Source organism: Tropicimonas isoalkanivorans (genome assembly GCF_900112335.1).
GTDB lineage: Bacteria > Pseudomonadota > Alphaproteobacteria > Rhodobacterales > Rhodobacteraceae > Tropicimonas > Tropicimonas isoalkanivorans.
Genome location: NZ_FOLG01000002.1, coordinates 232,659 through 251,856, shown reverse-complemented (window position 1 = coordinate 251,856; position 19,198 = coordinate 232,659). Strand labels below are relative to the sequence as shown.

Genomic DNA, 19,198 nt, shown 5'->3' with positions numbered 1-19,198 from the left:
GAGCACGTGGCTTGTGGGTGTCGCTAACTCCGTGCTAGCGGTTTGAGCCGCAGTGTTATTCAATGCATCGGCGGCTTGGCCCGCCCGGCGTCGCACAGAGGAGACCATGCTTCATTTCGTAGCCCCGAACGCTCCCAGTGCCGGCCGGCGACTCTTGGTCGTGAATCGCAGAGGGCGGGCGAGATGATATCCGAAGCGCGCCTCAACGCGGAAGTCGCGGAACTGCGTCGGATGCTGGCGGAGTCGCAGGCGGCCAAACGGGCGGCGGCAAAGCCGGTGCCCCCACACGCGGCCGCCGCAAGTGCCCCGCGTCGGCCAATAACGCCGAAAGCAGGCCTGCCCGCCGTCACGGAACTGGAAACCGTGGTGGACCAGATGGTCGGTGAGGTGAAGGGCGCCTATCGGCGCCATCCATTCGCCATCGCCCTCGGGGCGGTAGCTGTGGGCTTTCTCCTCGGACGCAGACGGTAGGGAGGCGCAGATGAAGAGCCGAATCGGACGCAACGTTGCCATCGTGCTGAAAGCCGAGGGGCTGATTGCGCGGCTGCGCCTGAATGCCATGCGCCGCCAGACGGCGTTGATCGCCATCGCGGGGCTGTTCGGCGTCATCGGCCTCGTGATGTTGAATGTCGCCGCGCTCTACGCGCTCTGGCCGGTGCTTGGGCCCGCCTTCTCGGCTTTCTTCGTGGCGCTGATTAACCTGATCCTCGCGGCGGTCCTCATTCTGGCCGCTCGCAGCCGGATCACCGAGCGGGAAATCGAGGTAATAACGGAGGTGCGGGACACCGCTCTTGCCGACCTCGAGGTGGAACTCGAACAGACGGCATGGGAAGCTCGTGCGCTGGCAGCGGGCGTCCGCCGGGCCGTGCACGACCCTCTCGGCACCGTTGGTGCTGGTCTTCTCGGCCCGATTCTGGCGTCGCTTTTCAAGAATCCCAAGTCCTGAACCTGTCTGTTCCGTCAGGTTTTCGGGCGCGCCGTCGGCGCGCCATTTCGCCTGTCTGGGCGGTTTACTATACGTAAAGCGCGTAGGACTTGAGCGTCTGCGTTCCCAAAGTGCCAATTCCGGATGCATTTTCCTGCGCCCGCCGCAATCAGGCTACCGGGCACTGCACAACATTTGCGCAAGCTCACGGCCTGACGTTTTTATTCCTCCCGCCGGGGTACGAACGACCTCGGGCCTCCCAGTTCCCGCGGAACCTCTCTCCGCGGGGCCGCAACAAGAACTGGCACTGACGCCCGGATTCAGCTTCCGCCTGGGCCGCAACCGCGGCCCCGTCGGCAGCCGGTGCCGCGCGCAGATGCCCACCACAGGGACACCGTTTACATGAAACTTCGTATGACCTCTGCGCTGCTCGGCGCTCTGGCCTTTGCGACGACGGCGCTGGCGCAGGACGACACCATCAAGGTGGGCGTGCTGCACTCGCTGTCCGGCACGATGGCGATCTCTGAGACCACCCTCAAGGACACCATGCTGATGCTCATCGAAGAGCAGAACAAGAAGGGCGGGGTCCTGGGCAAGCAACTCGAGGCCGTCGTGGTCGACCCGGCCTCCGACTGGCCGCTCTTCGCCGAGAAGGCCCGCGAGCTGCTGACCGTCGAAAACGTCGACGTGATGTTTGGCTGCTGGACGTCGGTCAGCCGCAAGTCCGTGCTGCCGGTGATCGAGGAACTGAACGGGCTGCTGTTCTACCCGGTGCAGTACGAAGGCGAGGAAAGCTCCAAGAACGTGTTCTACACCGGCGCCGCGCCGAACCAGCAGGCGATTCCGGCGACGGACTACTTCCTGGAGGAACTGGGCGTCGAGAAATTCGCGCTGCTCGGCACCGACTATGTCTATCCGCGGACGACCAACAACATTCTCGAGTCCTACCTCAAGGACAAGGGCATCGCCGAGGAAGACATCTTCGTCAACTATACCCCCTTCGGCCATTCCGACTGGTCCAAGATCGTCTCCGACGTCGTGGCGCTCGGCGCGGACGGCAAGAAGGTGGGCGTGATCTCCACCATCAACGGCGACGCCAACATCGGCTTCTACAAGGAATTGGCCGCCCAGGGCGTCTCGGCCGACGACATCCCTGTCGTGGCCTTCTCGGTGGGCGCGGAAGCGCTTTCGGGCCTCGACACCTCCAACCTCGTCGGCCACCTGGCCGCCTGGAACTACTTTATGTCCGCGGACACGCCGGAGAACGAAACCTTCATCGAGACCTGGCACGATTTCATCGGCGATGAGGCCCGCGTGACCAACGACCCGATGGAAGCCCATTACATCGGCTTCAACATGTGGGTGAACGCGGTCGAGGAAGCCGGAACCACCGACGTGGACGCGGTTTCCAAGGCGATGATCGGGCAGGAGTTCCCGAACCTGACCGGCTCCACCGCCGAGATGCTGCCGAACCACCATCTGACGAAGCCGGTCCTGATCGGCGAAATTCTGGATGACGGCCAGTTCGACATCATCTCCGAAACCGATCCAGTGCCGGGCGATGCCTGGACGGACTACCTCCCGGAGTCGGCCGTGCTGACCTCCGACTGGGCCGAGCTCGACTGCGGCATGTACAACACCGAGACCGAGACCTGCGTCCAGATCAAGTCCAACTACTGATCCGACGAGAATGACAAGGGGGAGGGCGCCCGCGCCCTCCCGACCCTTTGGGGATCGGGGCAGGAATGACGAAATACCTACTGGCGGCTTTGGCCGCGTGCATGCTCTGCGTCGGCATGGCGGCGGCTCAGGACAGCCCCATCCAGACGTTGCTGCAGGAAAACCGCGAGCTGATCGAGAAGTCCTCCCGCAGGACCATCGGTCCGGCAATCGACGCACTCCGCGACAGCGGTCTGCCCGCGGCGGAGACCGTTCTGGAGAAGTGGCGGGACAAGGACCTCTGGCAGCGTGAGTCCGACGGACTGTTCTTCTTTGCCGAGAAGATCGACCGCGACACGCTCCAGTTGATCGACATCGCGACCGGAGATCCGCTGGGCGAGGTGCCCGACGACGATATGGACCAGTTGAAGCCGAACTCTGGCGTGCGCGGCATGATCGCGGCGGCGCTGGTGCAGTTCCAGCTCCAGTCCCCGGAGCGGCGCAAGCGGATCGCGGCCTTGAACTCCATTCAGCGCGACCCGGAGCCCGAACACCTCGACGCGCTGCGCGCCGCAGTCGAGGACGAGCCGGACGCCACCATCCGCACCCGCGAAGAGCGTTTGTTGCGGCTGTTGACGATCTCCTACGGTGCCAGCGAGGAGACCCGGATCGAGGCCATCCGCAGCTTCTCCGGCGACACCGGCGTCGATGTCCGCGCCGCGTTGAACCCTCTGCTGGCGACCTCCCGACAGGCGGCCGAGGGCGACATTCCAGAGGGCGAGAACGTGGCCCGCAAGCTGCGCCCCGGGCAGGAGGATTTTACGAAGGAGGACGCCTACAGCCTTCTCGTCTCCAAGGACCTCGCCCCTGCACGCATCAGCCGCGCCGACAAACGCGCGGCGCTGGAGGCCAATATCGCGGATGGTCAGGTCGGCGGCGTGCCTGTCGAGCACCTCAATACCGAAGCCGCCCGCGAACGCGCCTATGCGTCCCTTGCCGAGGCAGGAACTGTCCCGCCCACCGCCACCGAGGCCGAGTTCGAGGCGGCACTCGACGCCCATGTCTTCTACGACCGCTACGCAGAGCTGTCGGAGGCCGTCACCGACGCCGCTCGCGGCACGCTCACCAGCATCACCACCCGCGTCGGCCTCAGCCAGGCGCTGGACCTGTCGCTCGACGCCCTCTCTCTTGCTTCGATCTACTTCCTTGCCGCAATCGGGCTGGCCATCACCTTCGGCGTGATGGGGGTCATCAACATGGCCCACGGCGAATTCATCATGATGGGTGCCTACACCGGCTACGTCGTGCAGCAGTTGGTGCCGGACTACACGATCTCCATCATCATCGCCCTGCCACTCGCCTTCGCCGTTACTTTCGCCGCCGGCGTCGCAATGGAACGGCTTGTCATCCGCTGGCTCTATTCCCGCCCACTGGAGACCCTGCTGGCCACCTTCGGGATCTCCATCGCGCTGCAGCAACTCGCCAAGAACATCTTCGGCACGCAGGCGCGGCCGCTCACCTCGCCCGACTGGCTCGACGGGGCGTTGGTCCTCAGCGACGTCGTCTCGATCAGCTACATCCGGATCGCCATCTTCGTGCTGGCGCTGGTCTTCCTCGCGATCTTCCTCTTCATCATGCGCCGCACCCGGCTGGGTCTGGAACTACGCGCCGTCACTCAGAACCCGCGCATGGCCGCGTCCATGGGGATCAATCCCGATCGGATCAACATGCTTGCCTTCGGCCTCGGCTCAGGAATCGCCGGCATCGCGGGCGTCGCCATCGGGCTTTATGCCAAGGTCACCTCGGAACTCGGCCAGGACTACATCGTCCAGAGCTTCATGACCGTGGTCGTGGGCGGGGTCGGCAACATCTGGGGCACGCTGCTTGGCGCCACAATGATCGGCTTCCTGCAAAAGGGCATCGAATGGCTCAACCCGTCGAACACGCTGGCCGCCCAGACCTACATGATCATCTTCATCATCATCTTCATTCAGTTCCGCCCCAGAGGCATCATCGCCCTCAAGGGCAGGGCAGCGGGAGATTGATCATGTTGACGCGACGCCCGTCTTCTTGTGTCCGAAAATATCCCGGGGGGTGCGGGGGGCTCGACCCCCGCCTGCCGGAGGGGGCCCGCCCATGACCCGATCCTTCCTTGCGCGCAACCCGTCGGTTCTGATTTTCATCGCCTGCCTCGCCCTCTTCACGCTTGCTGTGACCTTGATGAGCGAGGCCGGAGGCTCCGGCGCGATCTCCACCTCCTTCGTCAAGACGCTGGGCAAGACGCTCTGCCTCTGCCTGGTGGCGCTCGCGATGGATTTGGTCTGGGGTTACACCGGCATCCTCAGCCTCGGCCACATGGCGTTCTTCGGGCTCGGCGGCTACATGATCGGCATGTGGCTCATGTATGCTCGAACCGAGACCATCGTCACTGCCTCGATGTCCAACGCCGCCATTCCGCCCACCGATCAGGAAATCGTGGACGCCATCGGCACCCAGATTTTCGGCGTGGTGGGCGGGTCGGAGTTCCCGCCTGTCTGGGCCTTCGCGGACAGCCTCTGGATGCAGCTTGCCCTGGTGGTCCTCGTTCCAGGGCTGCTGGCACTGGTCTTCGGCTGGCTGGCCTTCCGCAGCCGGGTGACGGGGGTCTATCTCTCGATCCTTACCCAGGCCATGACGCTGGCGCTCGCGCTTTACCTCTTCCAGAACGACTCCGGCCTTCGTGGCAACAACGGCCTCTCGGGCCTGCAGAACATCCCCGGCCTCACCGGCATGCCACAGTCCGTGCTGTCGCTCTGGTTCTTCTGGGCCTCTGCCTTCGCCCTCGGAGCGGGGTACCTGCTCTGCGCCTGGGTGGTCTCCGGCAAGTTCGGCTCGGTCATTCGCGGCATCCGGGACGACGAGGCGCGGGTCCGGTTCCTCGGCTACTCGGTGGAGGGCTACAAGCTTTTCGTCTTCACCCTCACCGCCGTCATCGCGGGTATTGCCGGTGCGCTATATTACCCGCAGGCGGGCATCATTAACCCGGCAGAGATCGCGCCCATCGCGTCGATCTACCTTGCCGTTTGGGTCGCCATCGGTGGCCGCGGCCGGCTCTATGGCGCGGTGATCGGCGCGGCCTTCGTCTCTCTGCTGTCGACGTGGTTCACGGGCGGGCAGGTGCCAAGCGTGCCGCTCGGTTTCTACACCGTCGACTGGGTCGACTGGTGGCAGGTGCTGCTCGGCCTGTCCTTCGTGCTGGTCACGCTCTTCGCCCCACAAGGGATCGGTGGTCTGTTCGACCTCGTTACCGGCCGCCGACCGCCCGACCGCCACGGTGCCGATCTCGGGCCGGACAAGGGCAGCTTCCGCGAGCGGGAGGCCGAACAATGAGCCAGCTTCTCGAGGTCTCCGGCGTGTCCGTCACATTCGACGGCTTCAAGGCCATCAACAACCTGTCATTCTCCATCGGGGATGCCGAGCTTCGGGCGATCATCGGCCCCAACGGAGCTGGCAAGACGACCTTCATGGACATTGTTACCGGCAAGACCCGCCCCGACGAGGGCAGCGTGCTCTGGGGCGAGATGAGCCAGTCGCTGTTGAAGATGAACGAAAGCCAGATCGCGCGGGCGGGCGTCGGGCGGAAGTTCCAGCGGCCCACCGTCTTCGAGGACCAGACGGTCTACGCCAACCTGGCGATGGCGCTGAAGAAGAGCCGCAGCCCATGGAGCGTGCTGGCCTCTCGCCCGAGCGAGGCGGACCGGGTCCGGATCGAGGAACTGGCCGCCGAGATCGGGCTGGCGGATGCGCTTCGGCGCAAATCCGGCGAGCTGTCGCACGGGCAAAAGCAATGGCTGGAAATCGGGATGCTGCTGGCGCAGGAGCCACGCCTTCTGCTGGTGGACGAGCCCGCGGCCGGCATGACGCTGGCGGAACGCGAACACACGACCGATCTGCTCAAGGAGGCGGCAAAGACCCGCGCGGTCGTGGTTGTGGAGCACGACATGGAGTTCGTCCGGCGGCTCGACTGCAGGGTGACGGTTCTGCACGAAGGCTCGGTTCTGGCCGAGGGCAGCCTGGACCACGTGACGAAAAATCAGGACGTCATCGACGTCTACCTGGGGCGCTGAGATGCTGAAGATTCACGATCTGACCCTTCACTACGGCGGCAGCCAGATCCTCTACGGGGTCGACCTGGAAGCGGCGGCGGGCGAAGTAACTTGCGTGATGGGAACCAACGGGGTCGGCAAGACCAGCCTGCTGAAGGCGATCTCCGGCACCCATCCGCGCTCGGGCGGCACGGTGGAACTCGACGGCGAGGCCATCGGGCGCGTGCCGGCGCATGTTCTGGCACACAAGGGCGTCGGATATGTTCCGCAGGGGCGGATGATCTTTCCGCTGCTGACGGTGCAGGAGAACATGGAAACCGCCTATGCCTGCCTGCCGAAATCGGAGCATGTCATTCCCGACGAGATCTTTGAGCTGTTCCCGATCCTCAAGGAATTCCTTGGCCGCCGCGGTGGCGACCTTTCGGGCGGACAGCAACAGCAGTTGGCCATCGCACGCGCGATGATTACTAAGCCGAAGCTGCTTCTGCTCGACGAGCCGACCGAAGGCATTCAGCCCAATATCATTCAGCAGATCGGCCGTGTGATCGAATATCTGCGGGGGCAGGGGAACATGGCGATCGTTCTGGTGGAGCAGTATTTCGAGTTCGCCTACGGTCTTGCCGACCGCTTCGTGGTGATGAAACGGGGCGAGGTCTCCATGGCGGGCACCCGGGCTGAGCTGTCCAAGGAAACGCTGAAAGGCGCGGTTTCGGTCTGATCAGAACCGCAGCGGGGCAGGGTGTGCCCCCCGTGGCGGCCGACGCCCTCAGACGTCCTCGTCGGCGAAGTACTGGGGGTGTTCCGACCGAATCCGGCCGAGCTGATCGTGAATTCGGCCGAGGTGCGTCCGAATGAGCTCCTGTGCCAGATCCTTGTCACGCGATTTCAGCGCTTCGAACAGGTTCAGGTGATCCTCGACAGCCTGGTGGGAGCCGAAAGAGAGCGACAGCAGGCGCACCCTGTCCATGTGCGCCTTGCTCTCACGGATCATCTGCCACGTGAACGGATGCTGCGTGCAATCGCAGAGCGCCTGGTGAAATGCGTCATCCAGTTCGTGGAAGTTGCCCCGCGCGCCCTTGCCGACGGCGACTTTCTGCAGATCGATGATCTCCTGCAGGCGGTCGTAATCCGCCTCGCCAAGCGTGTCGCAGGCAACACGAAAGACCTCCAGTTCGAGCGCGGTGCGAACAAAGGTGGCTTCGCGCACGTATCGCAGCGAGATCTGGCTGACCGTGGTCGCCCGTTGCGGGCGGATGACGAGAAAACCAAGCTTCGACAATCGGTAGAAGGCGTCGCGGACGGGCTGACGCGAAACGTCCAGGGCGCGGGCGACCTCCACTTCGGACAACCGTGTTTCGGGGGGCAGTTCCAGCCATATGATTTGATTGTGGAGTTTCTCGAAGACCTGATCGGCGACAGACGGCCGCGGAATCGGCTCCAGCGAAGCGAGGTTTGGGCTGCTGGACATAGACTGGTGTTCCACCCTGTTGACTTGAGAGTTATTCTAGCATATCAGTCTGCAAGAACGCAATGATATACAATCGGCGCGTGCGAATCCGGCGGGAGGCGGTCGCTATGGGGCAATTGGACGAAGACCGGCTGTTCCCGACAGAGGAGGGAGCCCGAGCGCTGGCCCGCGCCCTCTATGAGAGGGTCAAGGGTCTCCCCATCGTCAGCCCGCATGGTCACACCGATCCCCGCTGGTATGCCGAGAACGCGCCGTTCCCCGATCCTGCCCAGCTTTTTGTTACGCCCGACCATTACGTCTTCCGAATGCTCCATTCGCAAGGGATTTCGCTGGACGATCTTGGCGTCCCGCGTGCGGACGGCTCGCGGGCGGAAACGGATGGGCGAAAGATCTGGCGCCTGTTTGCGGAAAACTTCTACCTTTTCCGTGGCACGCCCTCGCGCATGTGGCTCGAGCACGCGTTTCAGGAGGTGTTCGGTCTGACCGAGCGGTTCGGTCCCGAGACGGCGGACGCCTTCTATGATCACATCTCGGAGTGCCTGGCCAAGCCGGAGTTCCTGCCACGGTCGCTGTTCGAGCGTTTCGGGATCGAGGTGATCGCCACCACCGAAAGCCCGCTCGACGATCTGCGCTGGCACCGGATGATCCGCGACAGCGACTGGACCGGGCGTGTGGTCACGGCCTACCGGCCCGATGCGGTCGTGGATCCGGAATTCGAGGGGTTCGCGGACAACGTCGCCCGCTTCGGCGAGATCGCCGGAACCGACGCAACGACATGGGACGGATACCTGGAGGCCCACCGCAACCGGCGGGCCTACTTCAAGGAGTTCGGCGCCACCTCCTCGGATCACGGTCACGCCTCCGCGCGGACCGAGGACCTCCCTCTCCCCGAGGCGGTGGCGCTGTTCGAGAAAGCGTTGAACGGGGCCTGCACCCCCGAGGAGGCGGACGCCTTCCGCGGGCACATGCTGACTGAGATGGCGCGGATGAGCCTGGATGATGGTCTCGTCCTGCAGATCCATCCGGGCGCCCGCCGCAACCATTCGGCGCCAATGATGCAGCTTTTCGGTCGCGACAAGGGCTTCGACATCCCGGGCCGCACGGACTACGTGGCCGCGCTCAAGCCGCTGCTTGACGCGGTCGGCACGGACCCGCGGCTCAGCATCGTGCTCTTCACGCTGGACGAGACTGCCTATGCGCGGGAGCTTGCGCCGTTGGCCGGCGTCTATCCATCGCTGAAACTTGGACCCGCTTGGTGGTTCTATGACAGCCCCGAAGGCATGCGCCGCTTCCGCGAGATGACCACCGAAACGGCCGGTTTCTACAACACCGTGGGCTTCAACGACGACACCCGCGCCTTCTGTTCCATCCCCGCCCGGCACGATGTCGCTCGGCGGGTCGACTGCGCTTTCCTCGCCACGTTGGTCCGCACCGGGCGGCTGGCCGAGGACGAGGCGTTCGAGGTCGCCCAAGACCTCGCCTACAGGCTCGTCAAACGAGCCTACAAACTGTGACGAGCAACCCAGAGGGAGGAAACTGTACCATGCTCAAGACAGTCACCGCCGCACTACTCGCTTCGGCCGCCATGGCAACGGCCAGCTTTGCCTGCGAGATCTCGCTGAAGGCATCCGACACCCACCCGGACGGCTATCCGACCGTCGAGGGCGTCAAAGCCATGGGCAAGATGCTGGAGGAAAAGACCGACGGCCGCATCTGCATCGAGATGTTCCACTCCGCACAGCTCGGCGAGGAGAAGGACACAATCGAACAGACCCAGTTCGGGGTCATCGACCTGAACCGCGTGTCCTTCGGGCCGTTCAACAACATCATCCCCGAAACGCAAGTCCCCTCGCTGCCGTATATTTTCCGGTCGGTCGATCATATGCACAAGGTGATGGACGGGGAGATCGGCCAGCAGATCCTCGATGCGTTCTCGGATCACGATCTGGTCGCGCTGACCACCTACGATGCCGGCGCACGCAGCTTCTACAACAGCCAGAAGCCAATCGACTCGCTGGATGACCTGGAGGGCATGAAGTTCCGCGTCATGCAGTCGGACCTCTTCGTCGACATGGTCGGTGCCCTCGGCGCCAACGCGACGCCGATGCCCTATGGCGAGGTCTACAGCTCGATCCAAACCGGCGTCATCGACGGGGCGGAGAACAACTGGCCGTCCTACGAAAGCTCCGGCCACTTCGAAGTCGCCGGCTACTACACGCTCGACCAGCACCTGATGGTGCCGGAAGTGCTGGTGATGTCGAAGCAGACCTGGGACGGCCTTTCGGAAGAGGACCAGGCGCTCGTAATGGAAGCCGCCAAGGAATCCACGAAGGTTCAGCGGGAACTCTGGGCCGAGCGTGAGGCGGAATCCGAGGAGAAGGTCCGTGCCGCAGGCAGTGAGATCATCACCGACATCGACAAGACGCCGTTCATCGAGGCGATGGACCCCGTCTACGAAAAGTACGTCACCGACGAAACTCTGAAGGACCTCGTCGCACGCATTCGCGCCGTCGAGTAATATGAAACCCCTGGCCGCGGCGGCATGATGTGCCGCCGCGGCCCTCCATGCGCCGGAGGTTGCCGTGCAGGAGACTATGAGATCCGTGGCGCGTGTCACGGGAATCATCGGGCGCATTGCCCTCTATTTGTCGGGAACAGGTCTGGTCATCATGACCGCGATGATCGCGGCCCAGGTCTTCTGGCGCTACGTTCTCAACGACAGCATTATCTGGACAGAACCGGGCTCGGTGATGGTCATGGGGTGGTTCATCTTCCTCGGCGCCGCGGTTGGCGTGCGCGAGGGGTATCACCTCTCCTTCGACGTGATGCTGATGGTTCTGCCCAATCGCGCGAAGCTCTGGTGCTACTCGGTCTCCGACCTCGTCGTCGTGGCCTTCGGCTTCGGCATGATCTGGTACGGGACGCAACTCGCGCTCAAAACGGCGGGCAACAAGCTCCCGTCCCTCGGAATTTCGGGCGCGTTCGACTTCATCCCATTGGTGGGAGGCGGGGTGCTTCTGGTGATCTTTTCCCTCGAACGGCTTGCGCGCCGCGCCGCGGGCATGCCCACGGCCCGCTTCGGTGAGACAGTGGACGAGGATGAATTGAACGGCCTGGTGCCCACGAACCGGATCGAGGAAAATCAATAATGGAATACTGGATCCTTTTCGGCAGCTTCGTGTTCCTGCTTATGATCGGCACGCCGATCGCCTTCTGCCTCGGCGTTGCGTCCTTCGTGACCGTGACATACCTCGGGCTGCCGCCGGTGGTGATTTTCCAGCGGCTGAATTCCGGGGTGTCGGTCTTCGCCCTGATGGCCATCCCGTTCTTCATTTACGCGGGCGAACTGATGGTGCGGGGCGATATCGCCCGGCGGCTTGTGGCGCTTGCAGGCTCCATGGTGGGGCACTTCAAGGGCGGGCTGGGGCAGGTGAACATCCTGACCTCGGTCATGTTCGGCGGCATTTCTGGCTCAGCTGCCGCCGACACGTCAGCTATTGGCGGCATCATGATCGGGCAGATGGAGGAGCGCGGCTACGATGTCGACTACGCCGTGGCCGTGACGGTCACCTCCTCGATGATCTCACTGATGTTGCCGCCCTCGCACAACCTGATCATCTACTCGATCTCGGCGGGCGGAAAACTGTCCATCGCGGACCTGTTCACCGCCGGCATCATTCCGGGGTTCATCCTGGCCGTCTCGCTCATGGTGGCGGCCTGGATCATGGCGCGCCGGCGCGACTATCCGACGGAACCCTTCCACGGCTGGAGCATGGTCGGGCGCCTGTTCATCAACGCCTTGCCGGGGCTGATCCTGGTGGCGATCATCTTTGGCGGGGTCCGCTCCGGGATCTTCACCGCCTCGGAATCCTCCTGCATCGCGGTGGTCTACGCGTTGTTCGCCACCTTCATCGCGTATCGGACGCTGTCCTGGGAGGCCTTCGTCGGCGCCACCCTCGGGGCCGTGCGCACGACGGCGATGGTGCTTCTGGTGATCGGCAGTGCCGCCGGGTTCGGCTGGCTGCTGGCGTACCTGAGGATCCCCGCGGATCTGGTTGAATTCATGCAGGGAATATCGGACAACCCCATCGTCGTCCTGCTTCTCATCAACGTGACGCTACTCGTGCTCGGCACCTTCATGGACATGTCGCCCCTGATCGTCATCACCACGCCGATCTTCCTGCCGGTCGCCATGGCCTTCGGGGTGGACCCGGTGCATTTCGGGATCATCCTGATCCTGAACCTTGGGATCGGCCTGTGCACGCCGCCCGTTGGCACAGTGCTCTTCGTCGGCTGCGCGGTCGGCAAGATCTCCATCTGGCAGGTCATGCGGTCCATCGGCCCGTTCTACGCGGCGGCAGTCGTTACCCTGTTGCTCGTCACGTTCATCCCCGCGCTGTCTCTCTGGCTGCCGGCCCTGTTCCGCTGAGGAGATCCACATGCTTCGCACATTCCCGGTCGTGGACGCCGGTGGTGGCGTCACGCGCCAAGTCCTGTCGGAAGCCCCGGAGCTGATGGTCGTCGCTTTCACCTTCGAGCACGACGGCGAGGGGGCGTTACACAGCCACCTGCACGTGCAGTCGACCTACGTTCGGTCGGGACGTTTCCGCTTCACCGTGGGAGAAGAGCGGTTCGAGGTCGGCCCGGGCGACAGCTTCATCATTCCCTCCGGCGCCGAACATGGTTGCGTCTGCCTCGAGGCCGGCCAGCTCATCGACACGTTCACTCCCCGCCGAGACGATTTTCTGTGAAAGGACCCGCCATGGTACGCGTTACAACTCTCTACGCCACCGACCCCGAAACCGCGAAGGGACTGGACACGGCCGGTATTCGCGAGCGGTTCCACGTGCCCGGCATGTTCGCGGACGGTGAGATCCGGCTGACCTGCACGCACTATGACCGGATGATGGTGGGCGGCGCGGTGCCAGCGGGCAGCGATCTGGTGCTGGACGCGGTCGCTGAGACCGGAACCGACACGTGGCTGGCCCGTCGCGAGGCCGGAATCCTGAACATCGGCGACACCGGAACGATCATAGTCGGAGGCGAGACCTACGAGCTGGAGAAGGGCGACATCCTGTATGTCGGCATGGGCGCAGGGGCGGTGACCTTCGGGGGAAAGGGGCGGTTCTACATCGTCTCGACGCCCGCACATCAGACCTATCCGACCACCCTTGCAAAGCCGGCCGACGCCAACGAGGTCAAGCTCGGCTCGGCGGACACCTCGAACGACCGGACGATCTACCAATTCATCCACGAAGGCGGCGTGAAGTCTTGCCAGCTTGTCATGGGCTATACGAAGCTGCATGGCGGCTCGGTCTGGAACACGATGCCCGCGCATACCCATGACCGCCGAATGGAGGCGTACCTCTATTTCGATGTGGCCGACGGCCAGCGGGTCTTCCACTTCATGGGCGAGCCGCAGGAAACCCGCCACATCCTGATGGCGGGCGAAGAGATCGTCGTCTCCCCGCCCTGGTCCATCCACGCCGGGGCCGGCACCGGTGCCTATACCTTCTGCTGGGCCATGGCGGGCGACAACATGGCCTTCACCGACATGGACATGGTTGCGGTGGAGGACTTGCGATGATCTCGTTCTCGCTTGAGGGTAAGACCGCCCTCGTCACCGGTGCCAATACCGGCATCGGGCAGGCCATCGCGGTTGCGCTTGGCGGAGCGGGGGCGCATGTGATCTGCGCGGGACGATCATCCTGCGCGGAGACGGTGGGCATGATTCACAGCGCCGAGGCGATGGACCTCGACTTCGCCGATCCGATGGCCGCGCGGGACGTCTTCGCGGACCGCGAGATCGACGTGCTCGTGAACAACGCCGGCATCATCCGCCGGGCGGACGCCGTGGACTTCACGGAGTCCGATTGGGACGCCGTGATGGACGTGAACCTGAAGGCGCTGTTCTTCACCTGCCAGGCATTCGGCAAGGCGGTCATGGCGCGCGGGGCAGGGGGCAAGATCGTCAACATCGCCTCCCTGCTCAGTTTCCAGGGCGGCATCCGGGTGCCATCCTACACCGCGTCCAAGCATGGGGTGGCGGGGCTGACCAAGTTGCTGGCCAACGAATGGGCGGCAAAGGACATCAACGTCAACGCCATCGCACCGGGCTACATCGCCACCAACAACACAGAGGCGCTGCGCAACGACCCCGACCGCAACCAGGCGATCCTCGATCGCATCCCGGCCGGCCGGTGGGGGAAGCCCGAGGATATCGCCGGCACGGCGGTGTTCCTCGCTTCGCCTGCAGCGGACTACGTAAATGGTGCAATATTCAACGTCGATGGAGGCTGGCTTGCCCGTTGATCGTCTCGTTCGGCCCAACGGCCCCACTGCCGGGATCGGCATCATTCATCTCGGCCTCGGTGCGTTCTTCCGCGCGTTCGGCGTGCCCTGGATCGCGGAGGCCGCCCTGGCGGGTGGCGGGGACTGGGGCATCCTTGGCGTTTCCCTAAGGTCGCCTTCTGTCCGGAATGCGCTGAAACCGCAGGGATATGCCTACACCGCCGTGGAACTGGCACCCACCGGCGAACGGTTTCAGGTCATCGAAAACGTCCATGACATGCTCGTCGCGCCGGAGGACCCGGAAGCGCTGCTGACCGCGATGTCCCACCCGTCGGTCCGGATCGTGTCGCTCACGGTCACGGAAAAGGGCTACTGCCACAATCCGGCGACCGGCAAGCTGGACCTCAACCATCCGGACATCGTCTACGACCTCGCTGGCGAGCTGCCGAAATCGGCGCCGGGCTTCCTCGTCCGTGCACTGCAGGCCCGCCGCGCCGCCGGCCGGCCCCCGTTCACCGTGCTGTGCTGCGACAACCTTCCAAACAACGGCCGGGTGGTGCGCGGGGTGGTCTTGGATCTTGCGCGGGAAGTGGACCCGGCGCTTGCGGATTGGATCGAGGCGGAGGGGCGTTTTCCCTCGACCATGGTCGACCGGATCGTTCCGGCCACCAAACCGGAGGATATCGCCCGCCTGGAGCAACTCGCAGGTTACCACGACGCCTCACCGGTGATGCACGAGCCCTTCCGGCAATGGGTCATCGAGGATGATTTCGTCGGCGGCGAACGGCCGGATTTTGCGGCGGTGGGGGTGCAACTCGTCGAGGACGTTACGCCTTACGAGCACATGAAGTTGCGAATGCTGAACGGGGCGCATTCATCGCTCGCGTATCTGGGGTATCTGGCGGGTCACGAAACCATTGCCGAGACCACTGGCGATCCGGTTTTCGCCGGCTTCGTGGAGCACCTCTGGAAGAACGAGATCATTCCCGCGCTGACCCCGCCCGACGGCGTCGATCTTCAGGCCTATGCCGGCGAGCTTCTGGAGCGGTTCCGCAATCCGGCGATCCGGCATCGCACATGGCAGATCGCGATGGACGGGAGTCAAAAGCTGCCACAGCGGATTCTGAGCACGTTGCAGGAGAATCTCGATGCAGGCCGCGCGTCGCCCGGGCTGTTGCTCGCTCTCGCCGCCTGGATGCGATACGTCGGCGGCACCGATGAGAAAGGCGACCCGATTGATGTTCAGGATCCGCTTGCCGACAAACTCCGGCAAATCTCCGGCGAGGCGAAGGGACCAGACAAGGTGGCGGCCTTGCTAACTGTGCGGGAGGTCTTCGATGCGGACCTTGCAGCGCGGTTGGAGCCCTTGGTGCAACCCGTCTACACAGCACTGGTGGAAGATGGCGCGCGCGCCTGCGCAGAAACCGTCGCCTGACGATCTGCGAGCCTGACCTCTCGGGTTCGGCTCGCAGCCGTCTCTTGCGCTGGTGACGAACCTTGCTCGACGCCGCGTCCTAGTGCGTTCGTTGAAGTCCGGATAGCAGCACGGACACCACGAACATCAGCGCCGCGAGGCAGACGATGGTCGGCCCCGTCGGTGTGTCGAGCATGAACGATCCCCCCAACCCTCCGACGGCCGCGACGCTGCCAGTGGCGCCCGCGGAGAGCGCCATCGCTTCCGGTGTGCGCGCCAGTCCCCGCGCCGTTGCCGCCGGGATCACCAGGAGGGCAGCGATCAGGAGAACGCCCACGACCTTGATCGCAATGGCGACCGTGAGCGCAAGTGAGAACGTCAGGACCATCTGTTCCCGCCGCGGATCAATGCCACTGGCCATCGCGAGGTCCGGGCCCACGGTCGCGGTCAGCAATGCGGACCATCGGAGGCCGATCAAGGCCACGATCACCCCGGCGCCACCCCAGATGAGCAACAGGTCCGTCCGGCTGACGGCGAGAATGTCGCCCAGAAGGTAGCCCATGAGGTCCACCTGCACGCCGGAGAGAAACGAGACCGCGACGAGGCCGAAGGCCAGCGCCGAATGGGCGAGCACCCCCAGAACCGTGTCTGCCGCGAAGCCGCGACCGGAGAGCGTGGAGACGACCGTGCCCATGGCGAGGGCCGCGACGACAACGCCGCCAAAGATCGACACGTCCAAAGCGAGCGCCAATGCGACGCCGAGGATCGCCGCATGTGCCGTGGCGTCGCCGAAATAGGCCAAGCGCCGCCAGACCACAAAACAGCCGAGCGGGGCGGCCGCCACCGCCGTGCCGACGCCCGCCAGCGCGGCGCGGAACATGAAATCATCTAGCATCAGATCGCGTGGTCCTCGTGATGGTGACCCGGCTGCGGGTGGTCGTCGTCGTGGGCGTGATCGTGTGTATGGCGATAGAGCGCGAGGGCTCCCTGCGTGCCCGTGCCGAACAGCGCCCTGTATTCCGGGGCGGTCGCAACGACTTCGGGCGTGCCATGACAACAGACGTGACCGTTCAGGCAGATCACCCGGTCCGACGCGCTCATGACCACGTGAAGTTCGTGACTGACCATGAGGACGGCGCAGCCGAGCCGGGCCCGAACGTCCTCGATCTGGTGGTAGAATGCCGCGGATCCGCGCTGGTCCAACCCCTGCGTGGGTTCATCGAGAAGCAGCAGGTCGGGCGCTTCCAACAGGGCGCGCGCCAGCAGCACCCGCTGCATCTGCCCGCCCGACAGCGCCGACATCTGCCGCTTGTGCAGGTCGGGCAGGCCGACGGTATTGAGTGCCCCGGCGATCTGATCTGCCGTGCGGCGGGTGGGCAGGCAGAGAAAACGGGCCACGGTGATCGGTAGCGTCGGGTCGATGTGGAGTTTCTGTGGGACGTAGCCGATGCGAAGTGCCGGACTGCGGGTGATGGTGCCGGTATGCGGGCGAACGGCGCCGACAATCGCACGGACAAGGGTGGACTTGCCGGACCCGTTGGGGCCGACGATGGTGACGATCTCGCCCGGGTGGATTTCCAGATCGACGTTTCGCAAGACGTCTAACGTCCCGATCCTGACGCCGAGGTTGCGGACCGCGATGAGCGGCGGTGCGATGTCCCTCATGCCTGAGCCCGCTCGCGGCAGGCGGCACAGGTGCCCTCGGCCTCCACCAGCACCTTGGCGATGGCGAATCCCTGAGCTTCGGCGGCGGTCTCCAGAAGTCTCCGGGCGGGGATCGTCGCCGCCTCGGCCACGCGGTTGCAACTGGTGCAAATCAGGAAGGCGGGCACGTGGTCTTCGCCCGGGCGCGTACACGCGACGAAGGCGTTCAGGCCTTCCACGCGGTGCGCAAACCCGTGCTGCACCAGGAAATCCAGAGCCCGATAGGCTGCGGGCGGCTGCGCGCCCAGGCCCTCGTCCTGCAGTCGCTTGAGCACGTCGTAGGCTCCCATGGCGGCGTGCCTCTCCAGCAGGATTTCAAGCGCGCGCCTGCGCACTGGCGTGAAGCGCAAACCTTCGGCGTCGCAATAAGCAACCGCCTGCGTCAGCGCTGCACTGACACAGGCATCGTGGTCATGACGCGCGAACCCCATGGGCTCGGTCTGTCTGTTGTGGCCGGGCATGGTCTCTCCGATTTCTCTTGTGTTGTTATAACGTATCATTTACGAGGCCGCCACCTGGAAATGGAGTTGACCGATGACGAAACGTCTCACGAGTTGGGTGGCTGTCGCCCTGTCGATGCCTGCGGTGGCGATGGCGGAGGTACCGTCGGTGGCAACCGATATCGCCCCGATTCATTCGCTCGTTGCAAAGGTGATGGGCGAGCTTGGAGCGCCGTCGCTGATCGTGCCACCGGGAGCGTCGCCCCACGGATACGCAATGCGCCCGTCGGAGGCGCGCGCGCTGTCGGAGGCGGATCTTGTCGTCTGGGCGGGGGAGGGGCTGGAGCCGTGGCTGTCGAAATCCATCGCCTCCCTGGCGGGGGATGCTGAGGCGCTGGAGCTTCTGGAGGTGCCGGGCACGCAGCTTCACGAATTTCGCAGCAACGACCTCTTCGAGCATGAGGAGGCGGCGCATGCAGGGGCCGTCCAGCACGCGTCGGAGGGCGATCACGCGGATGAGCACCACCATGACCATGACGATGAGGAGGCCGAGAACGACCACCACGATGGGGAAGGCGACCACGACCATCATGATCACCACGGTACGGACCCCCATGCCTGGCTCGACCCGGCGAATGCGCAGGTCTGGCTGACTGCGATCGCCGAGGCGCTATCGGCAATCGATCCGGAAAACGGCACGGCCTACGCGGACAACGCGGCCGCGGCGCAGGCGGAGCTGGCGACGCTCGGGGCCGATATCACGGACGAACTCGCACCGCTCGGCGACGTGCGCTTCATCGTTCTGCACGATGCCTTCCAGTATTTCGAACGCCGCTTCGGCCTGCAGGCCGTCGGCGCGCTGTCCCTCGGAGATGCGGCGGACCCGACGGCCGCGCGCGTCGCCGCGCTTCGGGACGAAGTGCGGCGGGCCGGCGTCTCCTGCATGGTCACCGAGCCGCAGTTCAACGCAGCCTTGGTCGACACGGTGGCCGAAGGCGCCAACGTGAAGACCGTGGTTCTGGATCCCCTCGGCGTTTCGCACGATCCCGGCCAGGGCCTCTATACCGCAACGCTGCGTGACATCGCCGATGGGTTCGCCACCTGCCGCTAAGTCTCAGCCCCGGCCGGGCGTTCCGGCCGGGGCGCTACGTCGTTCCTCTCTGCGGTGCTGCCGCATTCCCGAGCGAACACGGGGGGAATTACGCTCATTTG

At 64.5% G+C, this 19,198-nt stretch carries 20 protein-coding genes; 16 read left to right on the top strand and 4 right to left on the bottom strand.

Annotation, left to right across the window (positions count from 1 at the left end; genetic code table 11):
* The first annotated feature begins 183 nt into the window (after positions 1-183).
* The 7 genes from BM075_RS05440 to urtE all read left to right on the top strand — a co-directional run bounded on the left by BM075_RS05440 (position 184) and on the right by urtE (position 7,387).
* Positions 184-471 carry a hypothetical protein gene (locus tag BM075_RS05440; RefSeq protein WP_093359639.1) on the top strand — a complete coding sequence of 96 codons (288 nt, stop codon included), beginning with the start codon at positions 184-186 and terminating at the stop codon, positions 469-471.
* Positions 472-481: 10 nt separating this feature from the next.
* A complete protein-coding gene (locus BM075_RS05435; RefSeq protein ID WP_093359638.1) occupies positions 482-946 on the top strand; it encodes a phage holin family protein in 465 nt (154 codons plus the stop codon).
* Between the two features lie 381 nt (positions 947-1,327).
* Positions 1,328-2,605: an urea ABC transporter substrate-binding protein gene (gene urtA / locus BM075_RS05430; protein ID WP_093359637.1), complete on the top strand. Its 1,278-nt coding sequence runs from the start codon at positions 1,328-1,330 to the stop codon at positions 2,603-2,605.
* Positions 2,606-2,670: 65 nt separating this feature from the next.
* Positions 2,671-4,629 carry an urea ABC transporter permease subunit UrtB gene (urtB, locus tag BM075_RS05425; RefSeq protein WP_093359636.1) on the top strand — a complete coding sequence of 653 codons (1,959 nt, stop codon included), beginning with the start codon at positions 2,671-2,673 and terminating at the stop codon, positions 4,627-4,629.
* A gap of 91 nt (positions 4,630-4,720) precedes the next feature.
* Entirely contained in the window at positions 4,721-5,953 is a 1,233-nt protein-coding gene (gene urtC, locus BM075_RS05420) for an urea ABC transporter permease subunit UrtC (protein WP_093359635.1), read from the top strand.
* The gene (gene urtD, locus BM075_RS05415; RefSeq protein WP_093359634.1) at positions 5,950-6,690 is read left to right on the top strand and encodes an urea ABC transporter ATP-binding protein UrtD; all 741 of its coding nucleotides are present in this window, start codon (positions 5,950-5,952) and stop codon (positions 6,688-6,690) included. Before urtC ends, urtD begins: the two co-directional genes overlap by 4 nt.
* A gap of 1 nt (position 6,691) precedes the next feature.
* Positions 6,692-7,387, top strand: coding sequence for an urea ABC transporter ATP-binding subunit UrtE (gene urtE, locus BM075_RS05410; protein WP_093359633.1), 696 nt, complete (start codon positions 6,692-6,694; stop codon positions 7,385-7,387).
* Between the two features lie 48 nt (positions 7,388-7,435).
* Here the strand turns inward: urtE and BM075_RS05405 are convergent, their stop codons facing one another.
* A complete protein-coding gene (locus tag BM075_RS05405; RefSeq protein ID WP_093359632.1) occupies positions 7,436-8,137 on the bottom strand; it encodes a GntR family transcriptional regulator in 702 nt (233 codons plus the stop codon).
* A gap of 107 nt (positions 8,138-8,244) precedes the next feature.
* Between BM075_RS05405 and uxaC the strand changes: the two genes are divergently transcribed.
* From uxaC to BM075_RS05365, 8 genes are all read left to right on the top strand, one after another.
* Positions 8,245-9,651 carry a glucuronate isomerase gene (gene uxaC / locus BM075_RS05400; RefSeq protein WP_093359631.1) on the top strand — a complete coding sequence of 469 codons (1,407 nt, stop codon included), beginning with the start codon at positions 8,245-8,247 and terminating at the stop codon, positions 9,649-9,651.
* Between the two features lie 29 nt (positions 9,652-9,680).
* Positions 9,681-10,655: a TRAP transporter substrate-binding protein gene (locus tag BM075_RS05395; RefSeq protein WP_093359630.1), complete on the top strand. Its 975-nt coding sequence runs from the start codon at positions 9,681-9,683 to the stop codon at positions 10,653-10,655.
* 76 nt (positions 10,656-10,731) lie between these two features.
* Complete coding sequence (locus BM075_RS05390; RefSeq protein WP_093359629.1) at positions 10,732-11,286, top strand: TRAP transporter small permease; 555 nt, start codon at positions 10,732-10,734, stop codon at positions 11,284-11,286.
* Entirely contained in the window at positions 11,286-12,566 is a 1,281-nt protein-coding gene (locus BM075_RS05385; protein ID WP_093359628.1) for a TRAP transporter large permease, read from the top strand. Before BM075_RS05390 ends, BM075_RS05385 begins: the two co-directional genes overlap by 1 nt.
* A 10-nt stretch (positions 12,567-12,576) precedes the next feature.
* Positions 12,577-12,888: a cupin domain-containing protein gene (locus BM075_RS05380; RefSeq protein ID WP_093359627.1), complete on the top strand. Its 312-nt coding sequence runs from the start codon at positions 12,577-12,579 to the stop codon at positions 12,886-12,888.
* Between the two features lie 11 nt (positions 12,889-12,899).
* Positions 12,900-13,724, top strand: a complete 825-nt coding sequence (gene kduI, locus BM075_RS05375) for a 5-dehydro-4-deoxy-D-glucuronate isomerase (RefSeq protein ID WP_093359626.1) — start codon at positions 12,900-12,902, stop codon at positions 13,722-13,724.
* Positions 13,721-14,449, top strand: coding sequence for a 2-dehydro-3-deoxy-D-gluconate 5-dehydrogenase KduD (gene kduD, locus BM075_RS05370; protein ID WP_093359625.1), 729 nt, complete (start codon positions 13,721-13,723; stop codon positions 14,447-14,449). The genes kduI and kduD overlap by 4 nt, the downstream gene beginning before the upstream one ends.
* A complete protein-coding gene (locus BM075_RS05365) occupies positions 14,427-15,863 on the top strand; it encodes a mannitol dehydrogenase family protein (RefSeq protein WP_093359624.1) in 1,437 nt (478 codons plus the stop codon). Before kduD ends, BM075_RS05365 begins: the two co-directional genes overlap by 23 nt.
* A 79-nt stretch (positions 15,864-15,942) precedes the next feature.
* On the opposite strand, the gene BM075_RS05360 is transcribed toward BM075_RS05365, so the two are convergent.
* The 3 genes from BM075_RS05360 to BM075_RS05350 are packed head-to-tail and all read right to left on the bottom strand — an operon-like array spanning position 15,943 to position 18,007.
* Entirely contained in the window at positions 15,943-16,737 is a 795-nt protein-coding gene (locus BM075_RS05360; RefSeq protein WP_093359623.1) for a metal ABC transporter permease, read from the bottom strand.
* Positions 16,737-17,507, bottom strand: coding sequence for an ATP-binding cassette domain-containing protein (locus tag BM075_RS05355; RefSeq protein ID WP_093359622.1), 771 nt, complete (start codon positions 17,505-17,507; stop codon positions 16,737-16,739). The genes BM075_RS05360 and BM075_RS05355 overlap by 1 nt, the downstream gene beginning before the upstream one ends.
* On the bottom strand, positions 17,504-18,007 hold the full coding sequence (locus BM075_RS05350; RefSeq protein ID WP_093359621.1) for a Fur family transcriptional regulator: 504 nt from the start codon (positions 18,005-18,007) through the stop codon (positions 17,504-17,506). Before BM075_RS05350 ends, BM075_RS05355 begins: the two co-directional genes overlap by 4 nt.
* Positions 18,008-18,080: 73 nt before the next feature.
* Here BM075_RS05350 and BM075_RS05345 point away from each other — a divergent pair, with 73 nt between their 5' ends.
* Complete coding sequence (locus BM075_RS05345) at positions 18,081-19,097, top strand: zinc ABC transporter substrate-binding protein (protein WP_093359620.1); 1,017 nt, start codon at positions 18,081-18,083, stop codon at positions 19,095-19,097.
* Positions 19,098-19,198: the final 101 nt, after the last annotated feature.

Coding starts and splice junctions, on each gene's coding strand:
- urtC (WP_093359635.1), top strand. CDS start 4,721: ATGACCCGATCCTTCCTTGCGCGCAACCCGTCGGTTCTGATTTTCATC.
- uxaC (WP_093359631.1), top strand. CDS start 8,245: ATGGGGCAATTGGACGAAGACCGGCTGTTCCCGACAGAGGAGGGAGCC.
- BM075_RS05440 (WP_093359639.1), top strand. CDS start 184: ATGATATCCGAAGCGCGCCTCAACGCGGAAGTCGCGGAACTGCGTCGG.
- urtD (WP_093359634.1), top strand. CDS start 5,950: ATGAGCCAGCTTCTCGAGGTCTCCGGCGTGTCCGTCACATTCGACGGC.
- BM075_RS05365 (WP_093359624.1), top strand. CDS start 14,427: ATGGAGGCTGGCTTGCCCGTTGATCGTCTCGTTCGGCCCAACGGCCCC.
- BM075_RS05390 (WP_093359629.1), top strand. CDS start 10,732: ATGAGATCCGTGGCGCGTGTCACGGGAATCATCGGGCGCATTGCCCTC.
- BM075_RS05355 (WP_093359622.1), bottom strand. CDS start 17,507: ATGAGGGACATCGCACCGCCGCTCATCGCGGTCCGCAACCTCGGCGTC.
- urtA (WP_093359637.1), top strand. CDS start 1,328: ATGAAACTTCGTATGACCTCTGCGCTGCTCGGCGCTCTGGCCTTTGCG.
- BM075_RS05435 (WP_093359638.1), top strand. CDS start 482: ATGAAGAGCCGAATCGGACGCAACGTTGCCATCGTGCTGAAAGCCGAG.
- BM075_RS05350 (WP_093359621.1), bottom strand. CDS start 18,007: ATGCCCGGCCACAACAGACAGACCGAGCCCATGGGGTTCGCGCGTCAT.
- BM075_RS05385 (WP_093359628.1), top strand. CDS start 11,286: ATGGAATACTGGATCCTTTTCGGCAGCTTCGTGTTCCTGCTTATGATC.
- kduD (WP_093359625.1), top strand. CDS start 13,721: ATGATCTCGTTCTCGCTTGAGGGTAAGACCGCCCTCGTCACCGGTGCC.
- urtE (WP_093359633.1), top strand. CDS start 6,692: ATGCTGAAGATTCACGATCTGACCCTTCACTACGGCGGCAGCCAGATC.
- BM075_RS05405 (WP_093359632.1), bottom strand. CDS start 8,137: ATGTCCAGCAGCCCAAACCTCGCTTCGCTGGAGCCGATTCCGCGGCCG.
- BM075_RS05380 (WP_093359627.1), top strand. CDS start 12,577: ATGCTTCGCACATTCCCGGTCGTGGACGCCGGTGGTGGCGTCACGCGC.
- BM075_RS05395 (WP_093359630.1), top strand. CDS start 9,681: ATGCTCAAGACAGTCACCGCCGCACTACTCGCTTCGGCCGCCATGGCA.
- kduI (WP_093359626.1), top strand. CDS start 12,900: ATGGTACGCGTTACAACTCTCTACGCCACCGACCCCGAAACCGCGAAG.
- BM075_RS05345 (WP_093359620.1), top strand. CDS start 18,081: ATGACGAAACGTCTCACGAGTTGGGTGGCTGTCGCCCTGTCGATGCCT.
- urtB (WP_093359636.1), top strand. CDS start 2,671: ATGACGAAATACCTACTGGCGGCTTTGGCCGCGTGCATGCTCTGCGTC.
- BM075_RS05360 (WP_093359623.1), bottom strand. CDS start 16,737: ATGCTAGATGATTTCATGTTCCGCGCCGCGCTGGCGGGCGTCGGCACG.